This is a genomic window from Spartinivicinus ruber (genome assembly GCF_011009015.1).
In the GTDB taxonomy this organism is placed as follows: Bacteria; Pseudomonadota; Gammaproteobacteria; order Pseudomonadales; family Zooshikellaceae; genus Spartinivicinus; species Spartinivicinus ruber.
This window is the reverse complement of sequence record NZ_CP048878.1, coordinates 2,701,092-2,723,106: the sequence shown is the minus strand read 5'-3', so window position 1 is coordinate 2,723,106 and position 22,015 is coordinate 2,701,092. Positions and strand designations below refer to the sequence as shown.

The window sequence follows — 22,015 nt, the reverse complement described above, 5'->3', positions numbered from 1 at the left end:
TCATGGTTATAATTGCTCATGTTTGAAAAGCCCAACAGAGGCTACGCAAAAACTGCAAAAGGTCAGGGGCACAGCAAAGATAAGGCAAAAATCGGCGAAAAAAGCGGAGTTTAATGAGCATTTTGAGCCGATTTTTAATGCAGTATTTGCAAGCGCAGTAATTTTGCGAAGCCTACCTATTGAGGAGTTAAACGATCAGCATAGTCTTCTATTGGCCCTCGAAACAGCTCATCAGGCTTGTCATTATAAAAGGTTAGCCAACCACTGTTACTTTGCAGCAAAATGGAGTCAACAATATATTCCGAACTCGTTTCGACCAATGTTAGCCTTGCCGAAATGCGGTCTGGCCCCACCCGTCGAATATCTTCAGAATACTCCCACTCAATCCAGTTGCTCACCTTATCGTCAAAAAATAATAGCTGAGTATATAAAACAAACTGATGGCGATGATTACGAGCTGTATTAAGTGCCGTCAATAAGGAAGGTTGTGATTTTGGGTAACGTTGTGTGTAGGGGAAGCGAGCGGTAAAGACTTGATAGACCTCTTTGGTTAAAGCAGCTTGATAATTCACCTCATCAATCTTTAATCCTGGGCCGGATACCACAAGGATCCGTGAATCACGGGGTATTACCCAGTTATTGTGATAACCAATCTGGCTGTTATCCACCAGCCGTAAATCAACAGCATAGCGATGCAATTCTTTGCCGATATCACTGGGCATACAACCGCTTAAACCAGTAGTTAGCAGTACACCCGCAAGTAGCCAGTAGTGCCTTAGCTGCCTGCCAATTCTTAAAGCACAGATAAATAATTGAGGCATTGTTCATATCTGGTTGTCATCATCTAACCAGATAGCAGCAAATTCTGTACCTAAGCTTTATCCAAACAAAAACAACGTAAAGTGTGCTGGTAAGTTAATAATCCATTACCTTACCAGCACTGGGCTTATGTATGCAGTTAACAGTAATAGTTAGCCTGCTATTAATGCTTCGTCAGCCACTTCAAGTTCATTATTATCGGTGATACTCCCCTGCTCCTCCCTGGTTGCATGCACCAATACACTAGCTTCCTTTTCTTCTTCCTGGCGACCAGGCTTAGCATGCCCGCGTCTACCCATGCGCATCCCAATATCCATCATAAACTGGAAAAACCCATCTTTATCTTCTATCACATCTTGCCAAAACGCTGAGTGATATACAGCAACTGCGCCATGAACCAATGCCCAGGCAGCGCAGTAGTGAAAATAAGGTGGAACGTTTTCCAGTAAATCGTCGTCAATTCGCGCTTTGATTAATTCAGTCAAACGCGCAATATTTGAGGCCCGAATTCGATGTAACTCACGAAATAGCTCAGGGTGAGGATTACGACGAGTGAGCTTTTGCTCAAGGCGATCAAATAAATAGTATTTTTCAGGATGCTTCATCCGATATTCGAAATAAGCGCGTGGTAATGCTCCACGATCCGCTGCAACTTCATCGGACTGAATAAGGCTGGCTAGTTCTTCTTCATAGGTCAGCATCAGTCGTAAAAATATTTCTGCTTTAGAGCGAAAGTGACTGTACACTGTTCCTTTACCAATACCGACTGCTTCAGCAATCATCTCGACTGTGACATTGTCTTCCCCCTTTTCTAAAAATAAAGTTAATGCAGTTTCTAGGATTTCGTTTTCGCGACGTTTAAATTCGCGCTGTTTTCTTGTTATATCCGCCATACACCTGCACCGTAGGCAAATTTTTGATTGTAGTTAGACCCCTTATTCATACCATGCTGAATATTTTTGGCAAGCAATATCGCTTTGTCGTTACAGTTAATCACGACAGTCGCTGTCATAATATCACCATAACAACCAACAAAATAAGTCACATACTAAACCAGCCACCCCAGGTGGCGCACCAGACTAGCCGACTTAAAGGCCACATTACTCAGGCTGTGCTATTGATAAAATACGGTACTGACGTTTGTTATCAAACCTAAAATTAATGTAATTAATTAGGTGTGATCCATTTGATTTAACTGTTGTATTAACATAAATTGACTGCAGTCTATCTCTACAACAACAGGTGACTTATGAGTCAGTGGCAAACTGAGTTTCCTATTAACTCTGCCATTTATTACCTTAACCATGCTGCCGTGGCCCCCTGGCCTGCGCGAACCGCACAAGCCATAACAGCGTTTGCTCAGGAAAATATTCAGCAAGGGGCCTGCCAATACCCCAACTGGGTAGCAACCGAACAACAGCTGAAAAGCCGCTTGGCTTCGTTGATTAATGTGGCCCAGTGGCATGATATCGCCTTGCTAAAAAATACGTCTGAAGCTCTATCGGTAGTAGCATATGGCTTAGATTGGCAGCCAGGCGATAATGTGGTGATCTCCGACCAAGAGTTTCCCTCTAACCGAATAGTTTGGGAATCTCTGGCTAACCAAGGTGTAACGGTTAAGCCAGTAGATGTATCCGGCAGTCAACCAGAACAAGCCATTATTGAAGCCTGCGACCAACGAACCCGTTTGCTTTCTATTAGCTCGGTACAGTATGCCACTGGGTTGCAATTAGACTTGAAACAGCTGGGGGATTTTTGCCAACAGAAGGATATTTTATATTGCGTGGATGCCATTCAGAGCATTGGAGCCATGCAGTTTGATGCCACATCCATTAAAGCGGATTTTGTGATGGCCGATGGCCATAAGTGGATGCTTGGACCAGAAGGGCTAGCACTATTTTACAGCACACCAAAAGCTAGAGATAAGCTAACAATTAAACAGTTTGGCTGGCATATGGTTGAAGCACAGGGCAATTATGATACAACCGAATGGGAAATTGCTCATTCAGCTCGCCGTTTTGAGTGTGGTAGTCCTAATATGCTAGGTATCTACGCACTCAATGCCAGTATCAGCTTATTGCTTGAAGTTGGTATGGAGCAAGTTGAACAACAAGTGCTCGACAACACCCGCTTTTTACAGCAGCAACTGGCTCAGATGTCTGGAGTTCAAGTTATCAGCGCTACTGATCCTGGTCGGTTTGGTGGTATTGTTACTTTTAGCGTTAACAACAGGGATATGCCTGAGCTTCACCGACATCTAATGGATAAAGGTGTAATTTGTGCTTACCGAGGTGGTGGTATTCGATTATCCCCCCACTTTTATACCAGTAAGCAAGTATTAGCGGGTGGGCTACAGATCATTCAGGAAGCAATCCGTTAATTGGTAAATATCAGGTTGTAACAAAACACACATGCTTGGCAAAACCGCTCGCCTTATTACCAAAGGGCTAACCCATCAACGCAAAATGCGACGCGCCCCCATGTGTGATTTTGAGCGCATCCGCTATGAGTTAAAGCCTTGCGATATTATCCTGGTTGAAGGGCGTTCCCGAGTTAGCGAAGTTATTAAAGTCATCACCCAAAGCCCTTGGTCTCATGCTGCTTTATACATCGGCCGTCTGCATGATATAGAAGATGCAGAAACCCGCGAACAAGTTAAGGAGCAGTGTGATTGCAGCCCCGATAGCCAGCTGTTGGTTGAAAGTGAGCTGGGCATGGGGACAGTAATCAGAGCAATTACCGTTTATGAAAAAGAGCATCTACGGATTTGCCGCCCTCGGGGGCTTAAATACCAAGATGCACAGAAAATCATTAACTATTCTGTGAGTAGAGTGGGCGTGGAATATGATGTCCGGCAGATTTTCGACTTGGCTCGATTCCTGTTCCCCTGGCGGCTATTACCCCGACGCTGGCGCTCTTCCTTATTTGCTAAAGGGGCTGGTCCCACCACCAAAACTGTTTGCTCTACCATGATTGCCGAAGCATTCAATAGTGTGCAATTTCCTATCTTACCCTTGGTAAAAACCAACTCAGTTGATGGGAGGGTGCAGTTATTCAGACGCAACCCTAAGCTTTGTGCTCCCAGAGATTTTGACTATTCCCCTTACTTCAAAATTATTAAATACCCATTTATTGACTACAGTCACCACGCTAGCTACCGGTTATTACCCTGGAATGGCAACATCCCACTGGATAGTGAAGAAGCAGATTTATATCTAGCCCCCGGCGAATCAGAAAACAGCATCGTCGCTATTGCTGATAACGAAATGGCTTTACCCTCCCAGAAGCCTAAGGAAAATCCCCGTTAAATAACTGGATAAATCATTTACGAAGGGTTGATGGCAAAATAATGACAATGCCCCCTACATACTTAGCACTCTGCTTATGCTAAATGAATTTAAAAATGCCTCAGTTTTCGCTGGAGGAATTAGCATCATCATCAATACTTAAATTACTGATGTGACTTAATCCCCCTAAAGCCACATCAGTCTAGGTCAATATGACCTCGGTACGTAGGATTGTGTACCTTTGTTTCACTCCTAATGGTCTTAACCCGAATTCATCCCCCAGGATTCGGGTTTTTTTTGCTTGCAATTTCTACCCAACGCCAACTTTATCAATCATTTAAATTCACTATTCCAGCCAAAATCCATACAGGCAATATAATCTGGAGAAATAATTTGGCTGTTAGCACAAATTTTATACTTGTCCACATTCAGCTAAAACCCGAAGAAATCCATATTGCCGTAGCCATTGTGCTTGTTCATTATTTTTTACTAAAAAGCGTCCTGTGTAATTTAAGCCGTTAACCAATAGCTCATTTAACTGTGCTTTTGTTCGTGGTAGAATTAACATCCATTGTTTGGTTAATAAAATATTATAGGGCAGACATTGGCCATCAATAATTAAACCTAATTGGTACATTGCTTCCTGATAGGCAGAAAATAAGTCTTCTGCCTTTAAATCAGTAAAATAATACAACTGATGTTTAAAAGCTAAATTACCACTGCTAATAATTTTCACCATTGGAATCTCAGTTTTCACTAATTGCATATGACGATGCATTTGACTGGCACCTGCTGCTTCGCCACCATTATAAAATCCCAATACATCAGGTGTCGTCACCCCTAACAACCAGGCTTCGAAATTCTCCAGGGTCAATGGTAAAGTTTGTGCTTCATAACGACGAGTACAAATCAGTAAATGATGCAGTAACACGGGAAATTTATTTAATAAACACACATGGCTATCCCCCGCCTCTCCCACATACATATCCTGCTCAAAAGGTAAAAAAGGGTTAGTTACTTTTTTATTACTCACTGCAGTTTTTTTATTAAAGGTCTTTAGTTTGGTATGCAATAAAAATTGAATCCCCGCCTCTTCTATCACACTAGGCTGGGTCGCAATAGGTAACAAACTACCCACAGCTAACGCTTGTTCAGTTACTTGCTCTGCTTGATCCCAAAACATAAAAATAGCTCTAATCATAAAAGAATAACCCTGAGCAATGCACTTTTATTGTTCAGGGAGAGTTTTTTAAGGCGTTGTAACACCAAACTGTAATTGGTAAACCGAAGTGGTGCCACTTATTTCATTACCCACCGCTAAATAATGCTTACCTTGGCGCTGAAAATATTCAATTGATTCTGGCCCTAAGTCACCTACCAAGGAATTATAAACTCCATTTTTACATTCACCATCATCCACTTTCGTACATACTGCTTGATCATAATGACGGTTATTAACATAAGTGATCAAACGACCATTAGCAGGGTCAGTAATGTCGTATACCATTATGCCTCCTTGACGTTCTAAGCCAATAAAAGCATAGTGGCGATCATTAACTGAGGCTATTTCAATGACTTCAGGCTCAACTCCTTTATCATCACTGCGGTTATCCCCACTTTGATTATTATCATAGGTACTATTTAAATGTTTGGGTTCCAAGGTAAAAATTAGCCGGCTAAATTGGTCACCACTATCAAAAATAAGCTTGCCGTTTTCATCCCAAATGGAAAAAGAACGTGCACCAAAGGTATAAACAGGCTCATTGGCTCCAAGAGTTGACTTGGATTTAACCACATTTAGTCTGGCAAGCTGTTGCTTGTCTTTTAATGCATCGACTAAAGGGTGTGCGGCATCAACCTTCAGTTTTTTACCACGAATCTCATCAGTATGAGCAATACAAACCCCATCTTTTGTTGTATAGTTCGAAGTGCTGCTATAGTCATCGTCGCCCCATGTATAACCAGCCTGATCACACAATTGCTGGGTAGTCTCAAAGCCATACTCACGGCTATCACCCTCATTTGCCGTTGCTATATACGTTTGGCCATTAACCGTGTAACTGGCGATAGCATCTGGCATGTATAAACTTTCTAACTGCAAATAGTTTTTAAAGTTACCTATTTTTTTGTCTTTATTAGACGCATCCAAAGCAGAGTTTACCCATGACTTTCCACCTAAACCAAAAATAGCATCTACATTTGCTGTAGCAACATCAATGGCAGCTAGTGCATTGTTTTCCTGCAACGACACATACAGTTTACCATTATCAGCAAAACTCAGATATTCAGGTTCCAAGTCCTGGGCTACTGAAGCATTGGGGCCTGAAACTCGCACAGCCGCTGGCAACTCATTATAACGTGAACCAGTTTTATTAAATGCCTTAAAATCAATTTGATGAATTTTCGGATTCAGTGGCCCCTTAGCCAGATCAACTAAAGTGACACTGCCCTCTGGATCTACCTGGTAATTTGCACTGGGCTCCCCTTCATTCGCCGTCGCCAAATAACGTCCATCTTTTGAAAAGCTCACCATGTCAGGTAATGCACCTGTTGTATAAGTAGTAATCAAGTTTAAATTATCCGAGCGATACAAAGCGATCAGGCCATTGGCTTGCTTATTAACATTCTCAATAGCCACGGCAATCAGTCCTCCATGGGTGGAAACACTATTCGCAGCACCAATATCAATATCAGCAGCTTTCGCCGCTGCATGCAGCTTAATCGCGCCAATTGTTATTGGTTTCCCCTGCTCATTCATTGCCAGTACATCTACTTGCTTCGCTTGGGCATTTACAACATACAGCCTATCAGTACAACTATCATAACTCACAATTTCAGCCGCTGAGGTTGCAAATGTTGCATCAGCTATTGAAGTGCCAATAAGCGTTAAACCACTCAGCTCCCCAATGGTTGGTGTGGGTTGTTGCAAGAACCCACACTGAATGTCTAAATGATGTTGTAAATCACTTGTCGCACAAGCGCTAAATAGTACACTCGGTAGGATTAAAGCTAAAAGAGATGGTTGTTTAATTAGCATAAACTATCATTCCTTGAGTTAAAGGAATCTAATAGTAGCTATAATTTCACTTATTGTTAATGCTAATTTAGTATAAGAACCTGACTTTTGTTTATCGTAAGCTACTCATTAAGTTTAGCAATACATAAATTAATTATTAAGATATTTTTCATTATCATACTCCTAAAAACAAACGCCAATACTCCTGTCCTTTGCTACCATACAACCTATACTCTACTGCTTTAACCACCCACACTATTGTAGTTTATTTAGCCATCAATGCGGTAACTTTAATGGCAGGTGATCACAGATTTAATTTATAAGTTTATTTATTTTTGATATTATGTAGTTTTAGTCGTATAACATGCCGTAAAACTATGATTGATAAGTTAAAGCTAACTGCTCAAACCATTTATATACTTCGTATACCGTCAATAATTATAGGGCTTACTTGTTTAATATCAGTCAGCTATATCTTTTTGACATCTAGATCACATGAAGATGATTTTTTCCTTATACCCAGTTTTATTGGTCTTCTTTGGGCTGTTAGTACACACTATTTCATAGTCACTTTTTGCTCAGCACCTGAATTCCCTAATCAAAAAATAGGTTTTTTCAAAAAACTTAAGTACAAGCTTAAACGTGCCTGGTACTGGACTATAAGTATATTTTTCCTTGTAACTTCTGTATTATTGGTACTGATGACTTTTCGCATACTGTCCTACTGGATTCGATCATACTAAAATGTTCTGGTCAACAGGATCGCTCCATCCTCCTAAATCCAAACTACCTGAAAGCGAATCACCAATTAGCTTTAATAACACACCTTTATCCGCCTGCTGTATAAGATAATCAAAACAGTCAAAATCCAGTTGGGTTTGAGATAAAGCATAATATCCATATTTTCGGTATTGGCATCCATCCCATGAAATAGACATATCAGTTAGATAAGGTTTCAAAAAATCCAGTACGGATTTCCTTAATTCGGTTATTATCAATCATTAGCTGTAGTGTAGTTTTCAGTTTAGAAACCAGATGCTTATTTTTTTTATGTAAATAATGAAATAATGGTACTTCTTCTAAAGGGGGCTCTAATATTACAATATCGCTGTATTTATATTTCTTGATTCGAGTAATTAAACTTATCCGATCATGTACTCCAAAGTCTATTCTACGGGCACCCACAACATATAATAGCTGTTGTAGGCTAGATAAAGCTTCTACATTTGAAAATCCTTTTGTGCCATTTTCTATAAACTTGATACCACTAACATAACTTACTGTATACTGGCTTATGCTAGACCAGTTAGAAATAGTAACACTCTTTAATTTTTCTTTTCTTGTGAAGGCTACTCCTTCGATATGAGTCACTGGCACTGGAACGCGTATCAAATTTGGGTAGTTTTTATCAATCCCTTTGATTCGGAAAAGCTCTCCATCAGTATTTCCTTTGTTTGATTCAATTAGGCTTCTTTTCCACCCAGGGTAATGTTGTACTTCTACTTTTTCATTCAATGATCCATAAGCCTCCTTCATTATTAAGGTAACTAACTTTACTAGAGGATCTGAACCATCACCCGTCGATAAAATTAATGCACTACCAGCACAGCAGTTTTGAACAGCTGTTATTATGCCTATGCCCAAAGAAAGAGTACATTTATCAATCATTTTGTTTTTCTTGCTGTTTTAACTTTACTTGCAAGTTTAGTTCATTTCCAACTGCATTTGATATTGCAAGAAATCCTGGAAACCTCGAATAATAAGTGGCAGCATTGAAAGTAGCTACTGAGAGTGATTCAGGATATTACTGGCACTAAGGTAGCCTACAAGCAAAGAGGAGATTTAGAAGTATCTTTAGCCAATTTATCAAGAAACTCAATAGTTCTACTTTGTGTTATCGAGCAACAATATATGACTGAGCTACACTTGATAGAATGTTAAGTATGGTAACAGTCATGAGGACAAATAGGCTATAAGACTATATGAAACCAAAGTGTCTAGCTGTATGGATCATCTATTTATCAATTTACAACCTCTGCCATAGCCAAACTCAAGACTATGACTACTTATTTTCAGCTGAATCCTGGCCACCTTATTATGATCGCTTTTTAAAAAATGAAGGATTCTTTGCTGAAATAGTAAAAGACGCTTACCGATTACAAGGAAAGAAAGTCAAAATTATATTTACTTCTTGGAAGCGTGCATTTGAACTTACCAAAAAAGGAAAATACCAGGCTCTTTTAGGAGCATATTATGTCCCGGAAAGAGAGAAATTCTTTAAATATTCAACTGAAATATGTCGTAGCCGACAATACTTATATAGTAAAAAATCTCGAAATATTACTTTCACATCATTAAGTGAATTGACCCCTTATAGAATTGGTATAGTTAGAGGTTATCATTATTCTGATGAGTTCAACAACTCCAAAGAACTAGATAAATATGAAGCTGTTAGTGCTAAACAAAATATTAAGCTTCTTATGATTGATCGATTAGAGCTGGTGACTGCAGATAGTCGAGTGATTCAATACTATTCAACGACTGACTACCCTTCATTAGCTAATCAATACAAACAACATCCCCTGATGTTGAAAGATATAACTGTACACCTAGTGATATCAAAAGCTATACCAAACACTGATCAATTATACCAAGAATTTGAAACAGGCTTTGCAATTATGAAAGAGAAAGGACTTGATAAAGATATCATGCGCAAACATGGCTTTGATCAGTAACAACAGCTTTAGGTTAATGGGTAACTCCTCATGTCTTACTTATTTTTAAGTTTTGTAGATCAGATTTAATCTCTCACAACCTGCAAACTGCCATTGATTTTGGCATCCATATTATAAATTTTAGTATAGTTTCTCAAGCCAACAATATGCTATTATTTTATTAACTCCCCATTTCAATTTGTTTACCTTACCTCTGTCATTTGTTTGGCTTGATCAGCTGTCTTATAGGTGTCACATAAGGTGTGATTAAGAAGGCTTTACTAATAAAACAAGGTTGAGGATTTTTATCAATGATACAAACAAACGATTCCCCACATTCAAATGCCTTAGAGCTATTATTTATTAAAAAAATACATACAATAAAGTCAAGCCAGCAAAATGAGAGTTATATATTTAGTAATTATCACATATTTTCTAGGTTTTTATTACGTACAAGCAAGCTCTCAAGAAATCAGGCATATTCAACCCACGAGTACTAGAGATACAAGAAATCAATACTTCATAGAACTCCTTAATCTCGCATTATCAAAAACTGTGGAATCCCATGGCCCATACAATCTTGTACCAGCCTTATCTAAAATGACACAAAGTAGAGCTTTTCCTTCATTGGGTAGACAGTTGGATGTCGTATGTTCAATGACATCTATTGAAAGAGAAACTTTATTTACTCCCATTCGAATACCTTTGCTTAAAGGACTGTTAGGACATCGTATTTTTATCATCCGTAATCGAGAAGAAAAACGTTTTGAAGATATCAACTCTCTTGAACAACTAAGGGAGTTCGTTGCCGGTCAAGGACATGATTGGCCAGATACTCAAATTCTCAGGTCAAATGGGTTGAAAGTGCAGACTTCAACTTCATATGAAAGCCTATTTATGATGCTGAAGAAAAGGCGATTTGATTACTTTCCAAGAGGAGTGAACGAACCATTTGAAGAACTTGCAACCAGACCAGAGTTTGATCTAACAGTAGAGCCTCACTTATTAATACGTTACCCTGCACCGATATTTTACTTTACTAGTGCTTCAACCAAAAGTTCTTTCACTACTCAAGGCAACAGGTGATGCCTGTCTGCTCTGATATACAGACTCATTCTTAGAGATACAGCATCAGTCAAGGTGAAAAAACTTTATTGTTAGACTACTAGCTGTATGACTTTGTTATGCCCAACATGTCACTCGAAAGTAACAAAAGGGGCAATAATATCCAAGCAACGAGTAAAAGATACAATGAAATCTCCTTGGGCATTCCAAAATGGACTTTCCTATGATGATTTAGAATTACCAGCTCAAAACCCTCAAATCCACATTGGGAATTCTGTTTTGGTCAAATTAAACAGCACACTCTATTTAAAGCAAGTGAATATTATAAGCTTTCCAAAATTTCCTTAATTTGGACAAGGTACCATTTTCACTCATATTTTTTAATTCACTATTAACGATATTCAGTAATTTATCATTCTCTTTAGCTATTGCAAAGCCAACTTTTTCAAGACTCGGTTTAATATCTATTATATTAAACTCTGGCTGTTGTTGTGCAATATATCCATTGCACGGTTCTCCACGAGCAAAAGCATCAATTTCATTATTTTGAAGGGCGTTTAGAACATCATCAGTATATTGATAACATATAATTTCTGCATGTTTAGGAGCATACTTTCGTAAGTAGATTTCACCCATCGTATTTTTTACTGCACCAATTTTTTTATTTACCAAGTCATGTAATGAATGAATATAGTATGAATCATTTGCACGAATGAGCAATGATTGACCAAATTCAAAAACAGGATTTGAAAACACTGCCCCTTCAGCTGAACGCTCGGGGAGTATAGTAAGAACGGCTGATATTATATCACATTCTTTCTGTTTGGGACGTAACCAAATATGATCAAAAGGAAAAGTTATAAAATGTATTGCAAGTTTCATATGTTCTGCAATGAGTTTTAGAATGTCTAATTCTAATCCTTTCCAATTTCCATCACTATCCCGATAAGTCATGGGTTTAACTTGTTCAATTGTTCCTACAGTAAGTACACCGGGTGTTACCAGTTGCAATGAGGAGGTAATAGCATGCATGGTTTTTAGTCCTTTTTTTTCCATACAGATATTTCGGATAAAGAGTGTTGATATTTACGTTTTGTCTCACGAATAACAAAAGGGATATCAATAGGTTTTTTTAGTAGGTAAAAGTCAGGTGTTAAATAATCCTGTAAGCTATCTAATGTTGTGTATGATTCTCCTGTGCTAGCTTTGAAACCACCTAGCCAATATTCACGCTTTGTAAAATCACTAAGCCAAGTATATGGTGATGTGATGACCAGCAGCCCTCCTGGGCAAATACGATCTTTAATGAGCTTTAAAAACTTAGCAGGATCATATAACCGATCTATTAGGTTTCCAGCAAAAACGAGGTCATAACTCGTAAACTTGGTGTTTAGATTACAAGCATCTCCTTGCAAAAAGGAAACTCGATCTTTAACACTTTGATAGTTAAAATCATCAATACGTATCTCTTTATAGGTGATGAGATCGCCTTCTTCTTGAATGGTATATCGTTGACATCCATGCTTTTGTAAGTTAGTAGGTGCTTGTATAATTCGTGTTGAAAAATCTACAGCATCCACATGATCAAAGACTTTTGCTAGCTCAAAACTTGCACGACCAGCACCACAACCGATATCTAGAGCACGACGAGTTGGTATACCTTCTGTAAGTTTATTACAGTATTGTGCACAAGTTACAGGAAAATTTGGAACATTAAAATAGGATTCACCATAATGGAATTCGATATATTGAGAAACTGTAGTATCTGTTTCATAAACATTTAAATTAGGTTTTGGCATTGGTGCTGCTTCCACATAACGGAGACCTGCATGCTGAAAAAAATGACGACGAAATGCATAACGAGAGTCTTTTATCGCGTAGTTTCCTGTTGAAATCCAACAACCCCCTTTAAATATAAAATGTTTACCATCAAATGTAGGGGTTGAAAAATCATCGTAGGCTGGGTGTACTGTAAACCCTTCATAAGAATCAATAGGGGTTTCAGTCCATTGCCAAACATTACCAATTATGTCATAGAAGCCATTAGCAAAAGCGTGTCGGTTTATAGGACATGATGACGTTTCATACTCTAAATTAATGTTTCCTGGAGCTGGATTCCAGTATGGTTGATCTGTATCTACTAGATTACGTAGCGTATACCATTCGGCTTCAGTTGGTAAACGTATATTTTTTTCTAATACGGTAGACTTCCAATTGCAAAACGCTTTTGCTTCATAATGATTTACATCAACAGGCCAATCCCAAGGCATGTCGATAATGTCAAGCATAGTTCGGTATTTAAAGTTATTACCTACTTTGAGCCAGTAAGTTGGCAATTTGTGATTACGAGATTGAACCCACTGCCAGCCTTCTTCATCCCAATACTTCTCTTGGTGGTATCCATTGTCATTAACAAAATCAAAATACTCTTTATTTGATACAAGATATTTACTAGCTTTAAAGTCTTTTACTTCGTTATGAGATATACCATATTCATTATCCCAACCATAGAGTGGATTATTTTTTGATTTTCCCAAGGTGATAGGACCACCTTTAACAAAAAGCAACTCATTGATTGGAGGTTCATTACTGGTTAAACAGATATTACTCCATATAGGATGAGGTTTAACACATTCTATAGGTAGCTCTCTAATGAGTACGGATGTCGTTTCTAAATGTATACGTTCATGTTCAATACCCATTAAAATTATCCACATAGGATCTTGCCAATCTATTGGTAATGAGAAATCTGTTGTTCGAATAAATTGATCAACAAGCTTACGTGTTTTTTCTCTGTAATCTCGGACCTGATTAGGTGTTGGCCAGTCATAATGTTCGTCATGAAGATCATCCCACGACATTTCATCAACACCAATGGCCAATATTGATTCTAACTTGGGATCGATGCGTGTTGAAATTAATCCTGCAACATTGAGTTTATTGATGAAAAAAACTGCTGTATGACCATAATAAAAAATTAATGGGTGACGTAGATGATTAGGCCGGATGTAAAATACATCCTCATTTATTAAACATTCAAAAATACTCTCATAAATAGAAAATGTGTCATGAAAATAGCTTAGTAACTCCTTTCTTTTTTCTGAAAGTTTTCTTCCATTTAATGTAACCGTTTTTTTTACAATAAAGCTATTTTGCAAGTCAAGTGTTTCTAAAGCTTGTATTGAAGGCATAATCTAGTCCCTTAGAGTATATAATTTCAATTATAAATAATCATGCTAGAATAATAATTCCATTTATATTTCATATGAGTGCAGCGAATGGTTGTTTTAATAATTTTTCCTTTATGATACTCGAAGTAAACCAAAGAAAATAATAAACAAATGTTGTAATATAACACTATTCGGAAAGCGATAATTTTTTGAAACATTGATCGAAAATACATTGGCTACAAAAATTCCTACAAAGCTAGTATGCTATAACAATGATAAAAAATTTGCTTGTGGCATTATTAATCTATTTTGGGGTGGCTTTAAGCGATATAGTAATAGTTTTAATCATCATGGTTGCATACATTACATTATAGACTCTAAAAATGGTCTGAGATTGAAATATTGCCCAAACTAAAAAAAATTATAGCAAGTAATGAAAAAATACATGCTAACCAATGAAAGAAATTAAAACTCTCTTTGAAGATTAGAATTCCTACAACAAGTGATGTGGTAACTATTGATAATGTTGCATATAAAACATAGTTTGATGCTCCATATTTCGTATATAGAAAATGAAATCCTACACATGTTAGTAATAGGCCTATACCACTAAGTAATGCCCATTGCCAACTGGACTTAACTATTTCCAAATAATTGGATGATCCAAATAGTGGGGCTGCCAAGGTTACTAAAATAACAAAAAACCAACCTGATACAGCAATAAATATTAAAGTATTGTCAAGATAGGCGGCTTTCTTTTGGCCAGTAGCAAATAGAGCATTGCCAAATGCAGCAATTAAAGAGTAAATTAATGGACCTAAAATTTTCATGTCTACCTATTTTCAATTAAAAGATGAAACAATAATATTTCGTTGATTTGTTTGAAATTTAATAAATAATTATATTATTTGTTTAAGTGTCTGCTGCTGAAATATAAATTTTAGTTTTTTAGCTTTCATTAGGAATTATAGTATAGGTTGTTTTTTATCTATTTCTTCTATCAATAAGTTTTAAAAAATACTGGAGATATGAACTTCTTTTAGAGTGACTTTATAGTTAATGAGTTTATAAATAATACTAAAATAGTTATAACTGTTGTAACAGAAAATAGGTTGTATTATCTTGGCTCATTTAGGAAGTGTCGTATTTATGTCTTCCTTGTTTTAAATGTTCTTTACTATTTAGTATTAGCTTTATATTGTTAAAAGAACCTTATTCAGCCTATCTACCAAGACATTGAGTATTATTAGCGAGGTATATTAAATAATTTTTATATAACGAATAATGTTAAAAAATTTGTAAAATCTAGCTACACTAATTTTTGCAGCTAGATCAGATATAATTATTATAAATAATTGTTGTGTGTGAGAAATAAAAAAGTATTTATTTTTACAAAAAATTTTTTAAGAAATAGAAAGCTAAAGCGCTTGAAGAAATATGGCAGTAAGGCGTTAAAATAGTTTTTATGAAATAGTATTTTTATATATAGTTTTGAGGGCGTAAAATGATAATTTCTTTAGAGCCGTTTTTTAAAAAATTTTATTACCCAATATGCCATGTCAGCAAATTAGAGAAGGGGCCGTTTGCATTTACGTTAATGAAACAACCAATAATAATTTGGCTTGATAAGAATAAAGAACCTGCGGCTATAGATAATAAATGTTGTCACAGATGGGCAAAACTAACAAATGGAAATATCATTGAAGGAAATATTCAATGCCCATATCATGGGTGGGAATATAATGCACAAGGACAGTGTGTAAGAATACCTCAGTACTCAGAACAAAAAATTCCTGCTAGCTATAAAATAAAATCATACTATTGTAAAAAATTATATGACTATGTCTGGGTAGCACTTGAAAATCCAATTATGCCCATTCCTGACATCCCAGAGTTTTTTAAAACAAACTATCGTACGATTCATTTTGAAAATAGAAATTGGCATTGTAGCCCCTTAGCAGGGATAGAAAATAATTTTGATAATGCACATCATCATTATGTTCATACACAACTAGGTGATCAAGCTAGTGCTATACCTCGCCGCCCTGATATTGTTCAAGAAACAGCAAATGGTTTATATTTTAAATCAGACATAAATAACTATGGTAATTCATTACAAGCAAAAGCATGGAATATTAAAAATTTTTCCAAAATGAATCTTTCTAGAGAATTTTACTGGTTTATACCGTTTACTGTAAAAATGATATTATATTTGCCAAATAATTTATGTAATATAACAATTTATTCATATACTCCTATTGATGAAACTACGTGTCTATGGGTAAGTTTTGTTATTCGTAATGATGCAGAAGTAGATGTTAAAACCTCTGATATTATGGCATTAAGCCTAGCTATTAGCTATGAGGATGAGGCTATATTAAAAGAAGTTAGTCCAGATGTACCATTAACACTAAATGATCAAAAAAATATGGAGTCTGATTATGTATCACTTATTATAAGAAAAAGACTGTCAGAGCTACTATCATCACATAAGTATTAAGGTTTGGTGCGTTAATCCAGTTATTTTAAGATGGTGTCAGTAGTTTTAATTATAAGGATGCAGTAATATTTTAAAATAATTTTATGTGTGCCCTTGTTGTATAATTTGTTTCTGTTGTAGCGTGTTACTAAAAAATCGGTAGCAAAGGATACTTCTGTAGTACTGAGTATTGGCGAGAAACAAACTACTAGTCTAACAATAACGTTTTTTCACCTTGACTGATGCTGTATCTCTAAGAATGAGCCTGTATATCAAAGCAGACAGGCATCACCTGTTGCCTTGAGTAGTGAAAGAACTTTTTGGTTGAAGCACTAGCAATGAATATGCTGAGTTAGCAATGAGAATACGAGTCGGCCTTCAAAAAGCAATTGAGGATGGATCTTTTAATGAGCTTTTTTATTCTCATCCAACTACAAAAAAAATATTTGAACTTGCTAATATTGCAAATAGACTTGTCATTGATTTGGATAACCCTTTTTTAACCAAGAAAACAAAAGTTATTGTTAACTATTCAAAACTTTGGTATAGACCAGGTGAAGAAACGCTTCATAAGTAGTGTGAATGAACTACCCTTAATCATTAACTCCCTATCAAAGATAGCTTGAACCTCATTGCTATATTTTTCCCTCTGCTACACTCAAATTTAATGTTTACAATTCAAGAGCTTAACTTGTTTTAAATATTCCAATAGACACAACTACTTACAAACATCTTATCCTGCAAAGGTTATACAACAAGCCTTCTTCACCCCTGTGCTAGAATATAAACGCTTAGTGGTCTTTACCGTAGGTTGACACACTATGCAACAGAGCCCTCCTTAATAAGCCACTAAATTTGTGGCTTATTAAGGAGTTAAGTGTATGGTCGCCACACTATTTTATCTTCATATGGGTTGTAATAACTTCGACCATAAGATCTAACTCTTTTCTCTCCAGTAGGTGAATCAGGTACAGGCGAACGCCCCCAAACCATAATTGATATATCATCTTTTTTGAAATTGGGATTAATGCCATTTTGCATTAATACTTGTATAGTTTTTTGTAAAACTTTTGCTGTATCAGTTGCAACAACTATTTCTGATTTAATATCAGTATCTGGATAAGTTAATCTCATCCTTAGAGTGGTATTATTTTTTTCAGCTATTGATAATTCACCTTCTATTTCATTACCTAACTCCTTTATTACTAATGCCACCAGATTAGCAGGATATTTTACTGATTTTATCTGATTATTTTCGATAGATTGAGCTTGCTGATTATTATTTTCTTGTGGTTTATTGTTAGGCTTATTTTTTAAAAGCCCAATTAAGAAAATAGCCACAAAAAACACGGCTGCTACACTAATAACATTTTTTGCTAAAGATGTTTTTTCCATAATTTATCATCCATTAGTCTAATAATCTTGTTGTCTTTTGGGGTGTTTTCTCTCCATCAGGAAGCTTTATTATTACTCCTGCTGGTAATTGAGCACCCAATTACCAATCTAGGGTTCGCATCTAACACCTGCTGCATACCCCACTCATCGCCATAGTAGGTTATGCTCACACTGAATTCAATCTTACAGCACTTACCTTCCTTATCCTGGTAAGAGCCGCTTTCGTTCACTTGGATAATACACCAGTAACCAAGTATTTCGCCGGTACTAGCTACCAAAATAAAAGGCGTACCTGCACCGGCAAGCTCTACCATATGAATCAGGCTATCATGGTAGCGATATCTATGTCGTATAAATCATTTTTCTGTAGAGTTTCAGTCGCTTGCTCTCACCCTTCTAACTTGGTAATGACGTCTTGTGTCGATTGTATCTATGCTCCTGCATCCTTTGACTGGCTTTACCAGTTTGTCGGTGAGTGCCTTTCATTCATAGTGATACTTATTTAAATGGGTCAAACCATAAAGACTTGTCATCGAGTAATTCTTGTTTAGTAAAAAGAGGATTATTTAATCTGAATAAACGCCTTGACTCCAATTTAGCTCTTTTAATTGCTTCTTTATTGTGTTTCCAAAACCATTTGTCATATTGACCATTAGCTTTTATTCGTTGAAAAGCTTGTGTCAACCTTTTCACTAGCAATGGTTTTTTCTTAGACACATAGAAAAATTTAGGCCAGGGATAGTAGACCAAAATATCTTGCTCAATATGTAAGTTAGGCAAACGTCCTACACGGTCATCATATTCAGCTGGTGCCTCATTAAAACCTCTTGAGAAATAGTCTATCCGACCCTTAGCCAACATTTTAAAAAGACTTTCATAATCTGCACTGGTTCTGACTGTAATACCATTTGCTTGAAATACTTTTACATCATTCCAAAAACGACCTTGGCCTACAGTGAGTTTTTTTAAGTCAGCTAACCTTTTAATTCTAGAAAACTTGGGCTGATCCTGTTTACGAATGAGGAAAATACGGTAACCTAATACACCTTTTCGTATAGGCTGCCAAATGGGAGTCAAGTGCTTTTCAAGATAGGGTGTGGCACTACTCCATATCACATCAAATACTATTTCATGTGAGATATAATATCGAAACTTCGCTTCGTTGACTTCCTCATCATAAGCCATCAAATTACAAGGCCCAAACTCTTTCTTTGATACATCAATGAGAATTTGTAGTAATTCTTCAATATCTTGTTCTCTCTTAGGTGCAGGTGGGTACACCACTCTTTCTATAGATAAAGCGCTACAAGTTAGTAGAAAGTAAATGACTACGATTAAAAAAAAGCATCTATAAAAAACATAACCAATATGCAACTTCACTTCCTATTGGCTTCAGGCATATCTTTGAGAATAGCACTCCAAGAAATGGATGTAACCTTATTGCTTTTTCCCTGTCGGCACAGCTGTACCACCCCCCCAGTGGTGAATTAGCTAATTGATGAATTTGTACTCTGACACATAACCATTGGTTTTTCTACATCAAACTCATATGCTGTACCTGGATAGCAGTTAGTGTCGTCTACACTACCAATTAGAAGACAGTTGCTAGTAATGGTAAGTACAATGATTCAGTGATCACGTGTTGGGGATTAAGATTCAAACGGCTGATTTAGAGCAAAGAGCTGTGCCATTAAGATTTTAACGATTAAAAGTTATACATTTCTATCTTTCACTTTCTTCATCGTATTGTTTTCGTGCTTTGCGGATATCGGCATGATGATCACCTGCCCAAGATACTAACTTCCATACGGAAGCAGATAGACCTTTCCCCAGCTCTGTTAGCTCATATTCTACTTTCACCGGAACCTGGGGATAAACTGTACGGAGTACAAAACCATCGCGCTCTAAATCGCGGAGGGTTTGTGTCAGCATACGTTGTGAGATCCCTTCAATACGTGACTTTAGAGAGTTGAAGCGATCTGGGCCGTCAACCAACGCAAACAGAATCAGAATGGACCATTTATCACCGATTTGAGCCACCACATTACGAATGGGACATTCCTCATTATTCAGAAAAACGCGTCTTTCATTGTCTTTTTGTAACCCCATCGTTCACTCCCCATAGGTTATCAAAAGGTAACTTAGCTACATAATCCTGCCTTATTGTAACCTAACACTCCATATGACAACATAGTATACATTAGTAACCAACATTACAATTAATTACTGTATAGGCAACCATATGACACAATCTCTTTTGAAAAAAGCACTAACTCAGTACGCCGCTGATAAACCCGAAACCACTGAAGACCCGTTTTCTCCACAATTTATATCAGTAGGGAAATATAAAATTCGCTACACCCACAAAGAAAAGCCGCTCGCACCTACCCTGCTACTGTTGAACGGTCTACCTCAGAGCATCCGTATGTGGGAATCCTCCATTGAAGCCTTCAGCGATAAGTTTGACGTATTGGCCTTTGATATCCCAGGGTTTGGTTTATCGCAAGCAAACGAAGCAGATATGTCGCCAAGTAACCTGAGCGAAGTGATTGTTCAGGTAATGGACTACTTCAATATCGAACAAGCCCACTTAGTAGGACCAGACGTTGGGGTACCCATTGCCCTGACCGCCGTGATTAATCATCCCCAACGATTCCTGAGTTTAAATATTTTTGATGGACCAGGCAGCTATCCACCAAAACTGTCGCCTATTTTGATGGCAGTGATCAAATCACGTTTTGTTCGGTGGTTAGCGAAAGGCCTGAATAGAAAGCCTGTGATGAAAACTAACTTTTTAACCGCAGTCAACGAAGGGTATCATCACTACAAACCGACTAAACGCGCGGTAAAAGAATATTATGATATTGCCTATGACGTTCAGGCCCACAATTGTGCGATTAGTTTCTTTGGCACTTATTCAAAAGAACTGCCGTGGATTGAGCAGAAACTAAAAGAAATTAAAGTTCCCACCTTGATAACGTGGGGCAAACAAGATCCGTTTGTATTAGTTGAAAACGCAGAATTTTTAGCCAAATGCATTCCCAATAACAAGTTAGTTATATTTGAAAATGCATCACACTTTTCTTCAGAAGATGCAGGGCAAGACTACGTGGATTTGTTAATTGATTGGATTGAAGGTGGCTTTTACTCACATAAAACGGATGTGCAATGTAATCATTTTTCTACGTTTTAGTATTCGATTCTCATAATGCCCGCCTTACCGGCGAGCAACTTGAGCAAATCATGAATAGTTGATGGTTCTGTCACTAAGACAGGAACCATTCCAGTCGAAGAAAATTTAAGGATTTCTTCTTTGTAACCCGAATTAGATAAATCTATTTTTTCCAAATTGAAATCAATGCCTGACAAATATCAACAAACGATAGTCCTCAATGAGCATGTTGATTCAGTTCCTACGATCAACTTCATAAAAAATCTTCCAGAGTTTTAAGTAGTGACTCACGCCCAATTTAGCGCGCATGAATATCTACACGACCTGTTGTGATAGAACGGAGTTCAGCGAAGTGACACAAAAGCCGTGGAGATTTACTGGTCAGCTGGAATGCTTTGCTAAGCACTGAGTTCCACCTGCCAATAACCAACATCCACCCATTGACCAAATTTAAATCCTACTTCCTTAAAATGGGCTACTTTTTCCATCCCGAATTTTTCATGTAAGGCTATGCTGGCAGGGTTAGGCAAAGCAATACCGCCTATAACTACATGAATAGAGCTTTCTCTAAGCATAGAAAATAACTCCTCGTACAGCTTAGTTCCCCAGCCTTCAGATTTCGCTGACGGGGATAGATACACTGTGGCTTCAACAGAAAAGCGATAAGCACACCGGCCATTCCATTTACTTGCATAGGCATATCCTACAATTTCGCCATTTTTCTCTGCAATTAACCAAGGCAACCCCATTGACATGATTTCCTGAATACGATTATTCATTTCATCAGCTGAAATACTTTCTTCCTCAAATGTAATTACTGTATTGGAAATATAATGGTTATAAATATTTGCAATATTTTCTGCATCACATGGTTTAGCCTGTCGAATCATCAGAATAT

The 22,015-nt window shown here is 37.2% G+C and carries 22 protein-coding genes; 7 read left to right on the top strand and 15 right to left on the bottom strand.

The window, feature by feature from the left end; genetic code table 11:
• Nucleotides 1-176: 176 nt before the first annotated feature.
• The 3 genes from G4Y78_RS13045 to G4Y78_RS31385 all read right to left on the bottom strand — a co-directional run bounded on the left by G4Y78_RS13045 (nt 177) and on the right by G4Y78_RS31385 (nt 1,831).
• On the bottom strand, nt 177-821 hold the full coding sequence (locus G4Y78_RS13045; protein WP_163833432.1) for a DUF4823 domain-containing protein: 645 nt from the start codon (nt 819-821) through the stop codon (nt 177-179).
• A gap of 150 nt (nt 822-971) precedes the next feature.
• The gene (locus tag G4Y78_RS13040; RefSeq protein ID WP_163833431.1) at nt 972-1,712 is read right to left on the bottom strand and encodes a TetR/AcrR family transcriptional regulator; all 741 of its coding nucleotides are present in this window, start codon (nt 1,710-1,712) and stop codon (nt 972-974) included.
• A complete protein-coding gene (locus G4Y78_RS31385; protein WP_268935078.1) occupies nt 1,700-1,831 on the bottom strand; it encodes a hypothetical protein in 132 nt (43 codons plus the stop codon). Before G4Y78_RS31385 ends, G4Y78_RS13040 begins: the two co-directional genes overlap by 13 nt.
• A 237-nt stretch (nt 1,832-2,068) precedes the next feature.
• Here G4Y78_RS31385 and G4Y78_RS13035 point away from each other — a divergent pair, with 237 nt between their 5' ends.
• Nucleotides 2,069-3,199, top strand: coding sequence for an aminotransferase class V-fold PLP-dependent enzyme (locus G4Y78_RS13035; protein WP_163833430.1), 1,131 nt, complete (start codon nt 2,069-2,071; stop codon nt 3,197-3,199).
• Nucleotides 3,200-3,230: 31 nt separating this feature from the next.
• Nucleotides 3,231-4,127 (top strand): C40 family peptidase, encoded by an 897-nt coding sequence (locus G4Y78_RS13030; protein WP_178124460.1) that lies wholly within the window; start codon nt 3,231-3,233, stop codon nt 4,125-4,127.
• Between the two features lie 391 nt (nt 4,128-4,518).
• On the opposite strand, the gene G4Y78_RS13025 is transcribed toward G4Y78_RS13030, so the two are convergent.
• The 4 genes from G4Y78_RS13025 to G4Y78_RS13010 form a co-directional block, all read right to left on the bottom strand.
• Nucleotides 4,519-5,307 carry a DUF4922 domain-containing protein gene (locus G4Y78_RS13025; RefSeq protein WP_222937699.1) on the bottom strand — a complete coding sequence of 263 codons (789 nt, stop codon included), beginning with the start codon at nt 5,305-5,307 and terminating at the stop codon, nt 4,519-4,521.
• Between the two features lie 48 nt (nt 5,308-5,355).
• Nucleotides 5,356-7,143, bottom strand: coding sequence for a choice-of-anchor I family protein (locus tag G4Y78_RS13020; RefSeq protein ID WP_163833429.1), 1,788 nt, complete (start codon nt 7,141-7,143; stop codon nt 5,356-5,358).
• Between the two features lie 713 nt (nt 7,144-7,856).
• Complete coding sequence (locus tag G4Y78_RS13015; RefSeq protein WP_163833428.1) at nt 7,857-8,060, bottom strand: hypothetical protein; 204 nt, start codon at nt 8,058-8,060, stop codon at nt 7,857-7,859.
• Between the two features lies 1 nt (nt 8,061).
• Complete coding sequence (locus G4Y78_RS13010; RefSeq protein ID WP_163833427.1) at nt 8,062-8,790, bottom strand: type 2 periplasmic-binding domain-containing protein; 729 nt, start codon at nt 8,788-8,790, stop codon at nt 8,062-8,064.
• A 314-nt stretch (nt 8,791-9,104) separates the two neighbouring features.
• Between G4Y78_RS13010 and G4Y78_RS13005 the strand changes: the two genes are divergently transcribed.
• The gene (locus tag G4Y78_RS13005; protein WP_163833426.1) at nt 9,105-9,857 is read left to right on the top strand and encodes a substrate-binding periplasmic protein; all 753 of its coding nucleotides are present in this window, start codon (nt 9,105-9,107) and stop codon (nt 9,855-9,857) included.
• A gap of 579 nt (nt 9,858-10,436) precedes the next feature.
• Nucleotides 10,437-10,922: a hypothetical protein gene (locus G4Y78_RS13000; protein WP_163833425.1), complete on the top strand. Its 486-nt coding sequence runs from the start codon at nt 10,437-10,439 to the stop codon at nt 10,920-10,922.
• Nucleotides 10,923-11,207: 285 nt separating this feature from the next.
• Here the strand turns inward: G4Y78_RS13000 and G4Y78_RS12995 are convergent, their stop codons facing one another.
• The 3 genes from G4Y78_RS12995 to G4Y78_RS12985 all read right to left on the bottom strand — a co-directional run bounded on the left by G4Y78_RS12995 (nt 11,208) and on the right by G4Y78_RS12985 (nt 14,901).
• Nucleotides 11,208-11,957, bottom strand: coding sequence for a substrate-binding periplasmic protein (locus G4Y78_RS12995; protein ID WP_222937698.1), 750 nt, complete (start codon nt 11,955-11,957; stop codon nt 11,208-11,210).
• The gene (gene ovoA / locus G4Y78_RS12990) at nt 11,939-14,092 is read right to left on the bottom strand and encodes a 5-histidylcysteine sulfoxide synthase (protein ID WP_163833423.1); all 2,154 of its coding nucleotides are present in this window, start codon (nt 14,090-14,092) and stop codon (nt 11,939-11,941) included. Before ovoA ends, G4Y78_RS12995 begins: the two co-directional genes overlap by 19 nt.
• A gap of 356 nt (nt 14,093-14,448) precedes the next feature.
• Nucleotides 14,449-14,901, bottom strand: a complete 453-nt coding sequence (locus tag G4Y78_RS12985; RefSeq protein WP_163833422.1) for a transporter — start codon at nt 14,899-14,901, stop codon at nt 14,449-14,451.
• A gap of 674 nt (nt 14,902-15,575) precedes the next feature.
• On the opposite strand from G4Y78_RS12985, the gene G4Y78_RS12980 reads away from it, so the two are divergent.
• A complete protein-coding gene (locus G4Y78_RS12980) occupies nt 15,576-16,571 on the top strand; it encodes an aromatic ring-hydroxylating oxygenase subunit alpha (RefSeq protein WP_163833421.1) in 996 nt (331 codons plus the stop codon).
• A 337-nt stretch (nt 16,572-16,908) separates the two neighbouring features.
• Entirely contained in the window at nt 16,909-17,127 is a 219-nt protein-coding gene (locus G4Y78_RS12975) for a hypothetical protein (protein WP_163833420.1), read from the top strand.
• A 296-nt stretch (nt 17,128-17,423) separates the two neighbouring features.
• On the opposite strand, the gene G4Y78_RS12970 is transcribed toward G4Y78_RS12975, so the two are convergent.
• The 4 genes from G4Y78_RS12970 to G4Y78_RS12955 form a co-directional block, all read right to left on the bottom strand.
• Complete coding sequence (locus G4Y78_RS12970) at nt 17,424-17,945, bottom strand: hypothetical protein (RefSeq protein WP_163833419.1); 522 nt, start codon at nt 17,943-17,945, stop codon at nt 17,424-17,426.
• A gap of 56 nt (nt 17,946-18,001) precedes the next feature.
• Nucleotides 18,002-18,265 (bottom strand): phage tail protein, encoded by a 264-nt coding sequence (locus G4Y78_RS12965; RefSeq protein ID WP_268935096.1) that lies wholly within the window; start codon nt 18,263-18,265, stop codon nt 18,002-18,004.
• Between the two features lie 178 nt (nt 18,266-18,443).
• Nucleotides 18,444-19,226, bottom strand: a complete 783-nt coding sequence (locus tag G4Y78_RS12960; protein WP_163833417.1) for a substrate-binding periplasmic protein — start codon at nt 19,224-19,226, stop codon at nt 18,444-18,446.
• A 441-nt stretch (nt 19,227-19,667) separates the two neighbouring features.
• Entirely contained in the window at nt 19,668-20,054 is a 387-nt protein-coding gene (locus G4Y78_RS12955) for a winged helix-turn-helix transcriptional regulator (RefSeq protein ID WP_163833416.1), read from the bottom strand.
• Between the two features lie 133 nt (nt 20,055-20,187).
• Here G4Y78_RS12955 and G4Y78_RS12950 point away from each other — a divergent pair, with 133 nt between their 5' ends.
• The gene (locus G4Y78_RS12950; protein WP_163833415.1) at nt 20,188-21,138 is read left to right on the top strand and encodes an alpha/beta fold hydrolase; all 951 of its coding nucleotides are present in this window, start codon (nt 20,188-20,190) and stop codon (nt 21,136-21,138) included.
• A 377-nt stretch (nt 21,139-21,515) separates the two neighbouring features.
• On the opposite strand, the gene G4Y78_RS12945 is transcribed toward G4Y78_RS12950, so the two are convergent.
• A complete protein-coding gene (locus tag G4Y78_RS12945; protein ID WP_163833414.1) occupies nt 21,516-22,007 on the bottom strand; it encodes an arsinothricin resistance N-acetyltransferase ArsN1 family B in 492 nt (163 codons plus the stop codon).
• Between the last annotated feature and the right edge of the window lie 8 nt (nt 22,008-22,015).

Bases quoted from the DNA above. Each gene is read 5' to 3' on its own strand.
- G4Y78_RS31385 (WP_268935078.1), bottom strand. From the start codon at position 1,831: ATGACAGCGACTGTCGTGATTAACTGTAACGACAAAGCGATATTGCTT.
- G4Y78_RS12985 (WP_163833422.1), bottom strand. From the start codon at position 14,901: ATGAAAATTTTAGGTCCATTAATTTACTCTTTAATTGCTGCATTTGGC.
- G4Y78_RS13045 (WP_163833432.1), bottom strand. From the start codon at position 821: ATGCCTCAATTATTTATCTGTGCTTTAAGAATTGGCAGGCAGCTAAGG.
- G4Y78_RS13030 (WP_178124460.1), top strand. From the start codon at position 3,231: ATGCTTGGCAAAACCGCTCGCCTTATTACCAAAGGGCTAACCCATCAA.
- ovoA (WP_163833423.1), bottom strand. From the start codon at position 14,092: ATGCCTTCAATACAAGCTTTAGAAACACTTGACTTGCAAAATAGCTTT.
- G4Y78_RS13015 (WP_163833428.1), bottom strand. From the start codon at position 8,060: ATGTCTATTTCATGGGATGGATGCCAATACCGAAAATATGGATATTAT.
- G4Y78_RS12975 (WP_163833420.1), top strand. From the start codon at position 16,909: ATGAGAATACGAGTCGGCCTTCAAAAAGCAATTGAGGATGGATCTTTT.
- G4Y78_RS13005 (WP_163833426.1), top strand. From the start codon at position 9,105: ATGAAACCAAAGTGTCTAGCTGTATGGATCATCTATTTATCAATTTAC.
- G4Y78_RS13010 (WP_163833427.1), bottom strand. From the start codon at position 8,790: ATGATTGATAAATGTACTCTTTCTTTGGGCATAGGCATAATAACAGCT.
- G4Y78_RS12955 (WP_163833416.1), bottom strand. From the start codon at position 20,054: ATGGGGTTACAAAAAGACAATGAAAGACGCGTTTTTCTGAATAATGAG.
- G4Y78_RS12945 (WP_163833414.1), bottom strand. From the start codon at position 22,007: ATGATTCGACAGGCTAAACCATGTGATGCAGAAAATATTGCAAATATT.
- G4Y78_RS12995 (WP_222937698.1), bottom strand. From the start codon at position 11,957: ATGGAAAAAAAAGGACTAAAAACCATGCATGCTATTACCTCCTCATTG.
- G4Y78_RS12970 (WP_163833419.1), bottom strand. From the start codon at position 17,945: ATGGAAAAAACATCTTTAGCAAAAAATGTTATTAGTGTAGCAGCCGTG.
- G4Y78_RS13040 (WP_163833431.1), bottom strand. From the start codon at position 1,712: ATGGCGGATATAACAAGAAAACAGCGCGAATTTAAACGTCGCGAAAAC.
- G4Y78_RS12980 (WP_163833421.1), top strand. From the start codon at position 15,576: ATGATAATTTCTTTAGAGCCGTTTTTTAAAAAATTTTATTACCCAATA.
- G4Y78_RS12950 (WP_163833415.1), top strand. From the start codon at position 20,188: ATGACACAATCTCTTTTGAAAAAAGCACTAACTCAGTACGCCGCTGAT.
- G4Y78_RS13035 (WP_163833430.1), top strand. From the start codon at position 2,069: ATGAGTCAGTGGCAAACTGAGTTTCCTATTAACTCTGCCATTTATTAC.
- G4Y78_RS13000 (WP_163833425.1), top strand. From the start codon at position 10,437: ATGACACAAAGTAGAGCTTTTCCTTCATTGGGTAGACAGTTGGATGTC.
- G4Y78_RS13025 (WP_222937699.1), bottom strand. From the start codon at position 5,307: ATGATTAGAGCTATTTTTATGTTTTGGGATCAAGCAGAGCAAGTAACT.
- G4Y78_RS13020 (WP_163833429.1), bottom strand. From the start codon at position 7,143: ATGCTAATTAAACAACCATCTCTTTTAGCTTTAATCCTACCGAGTGTA.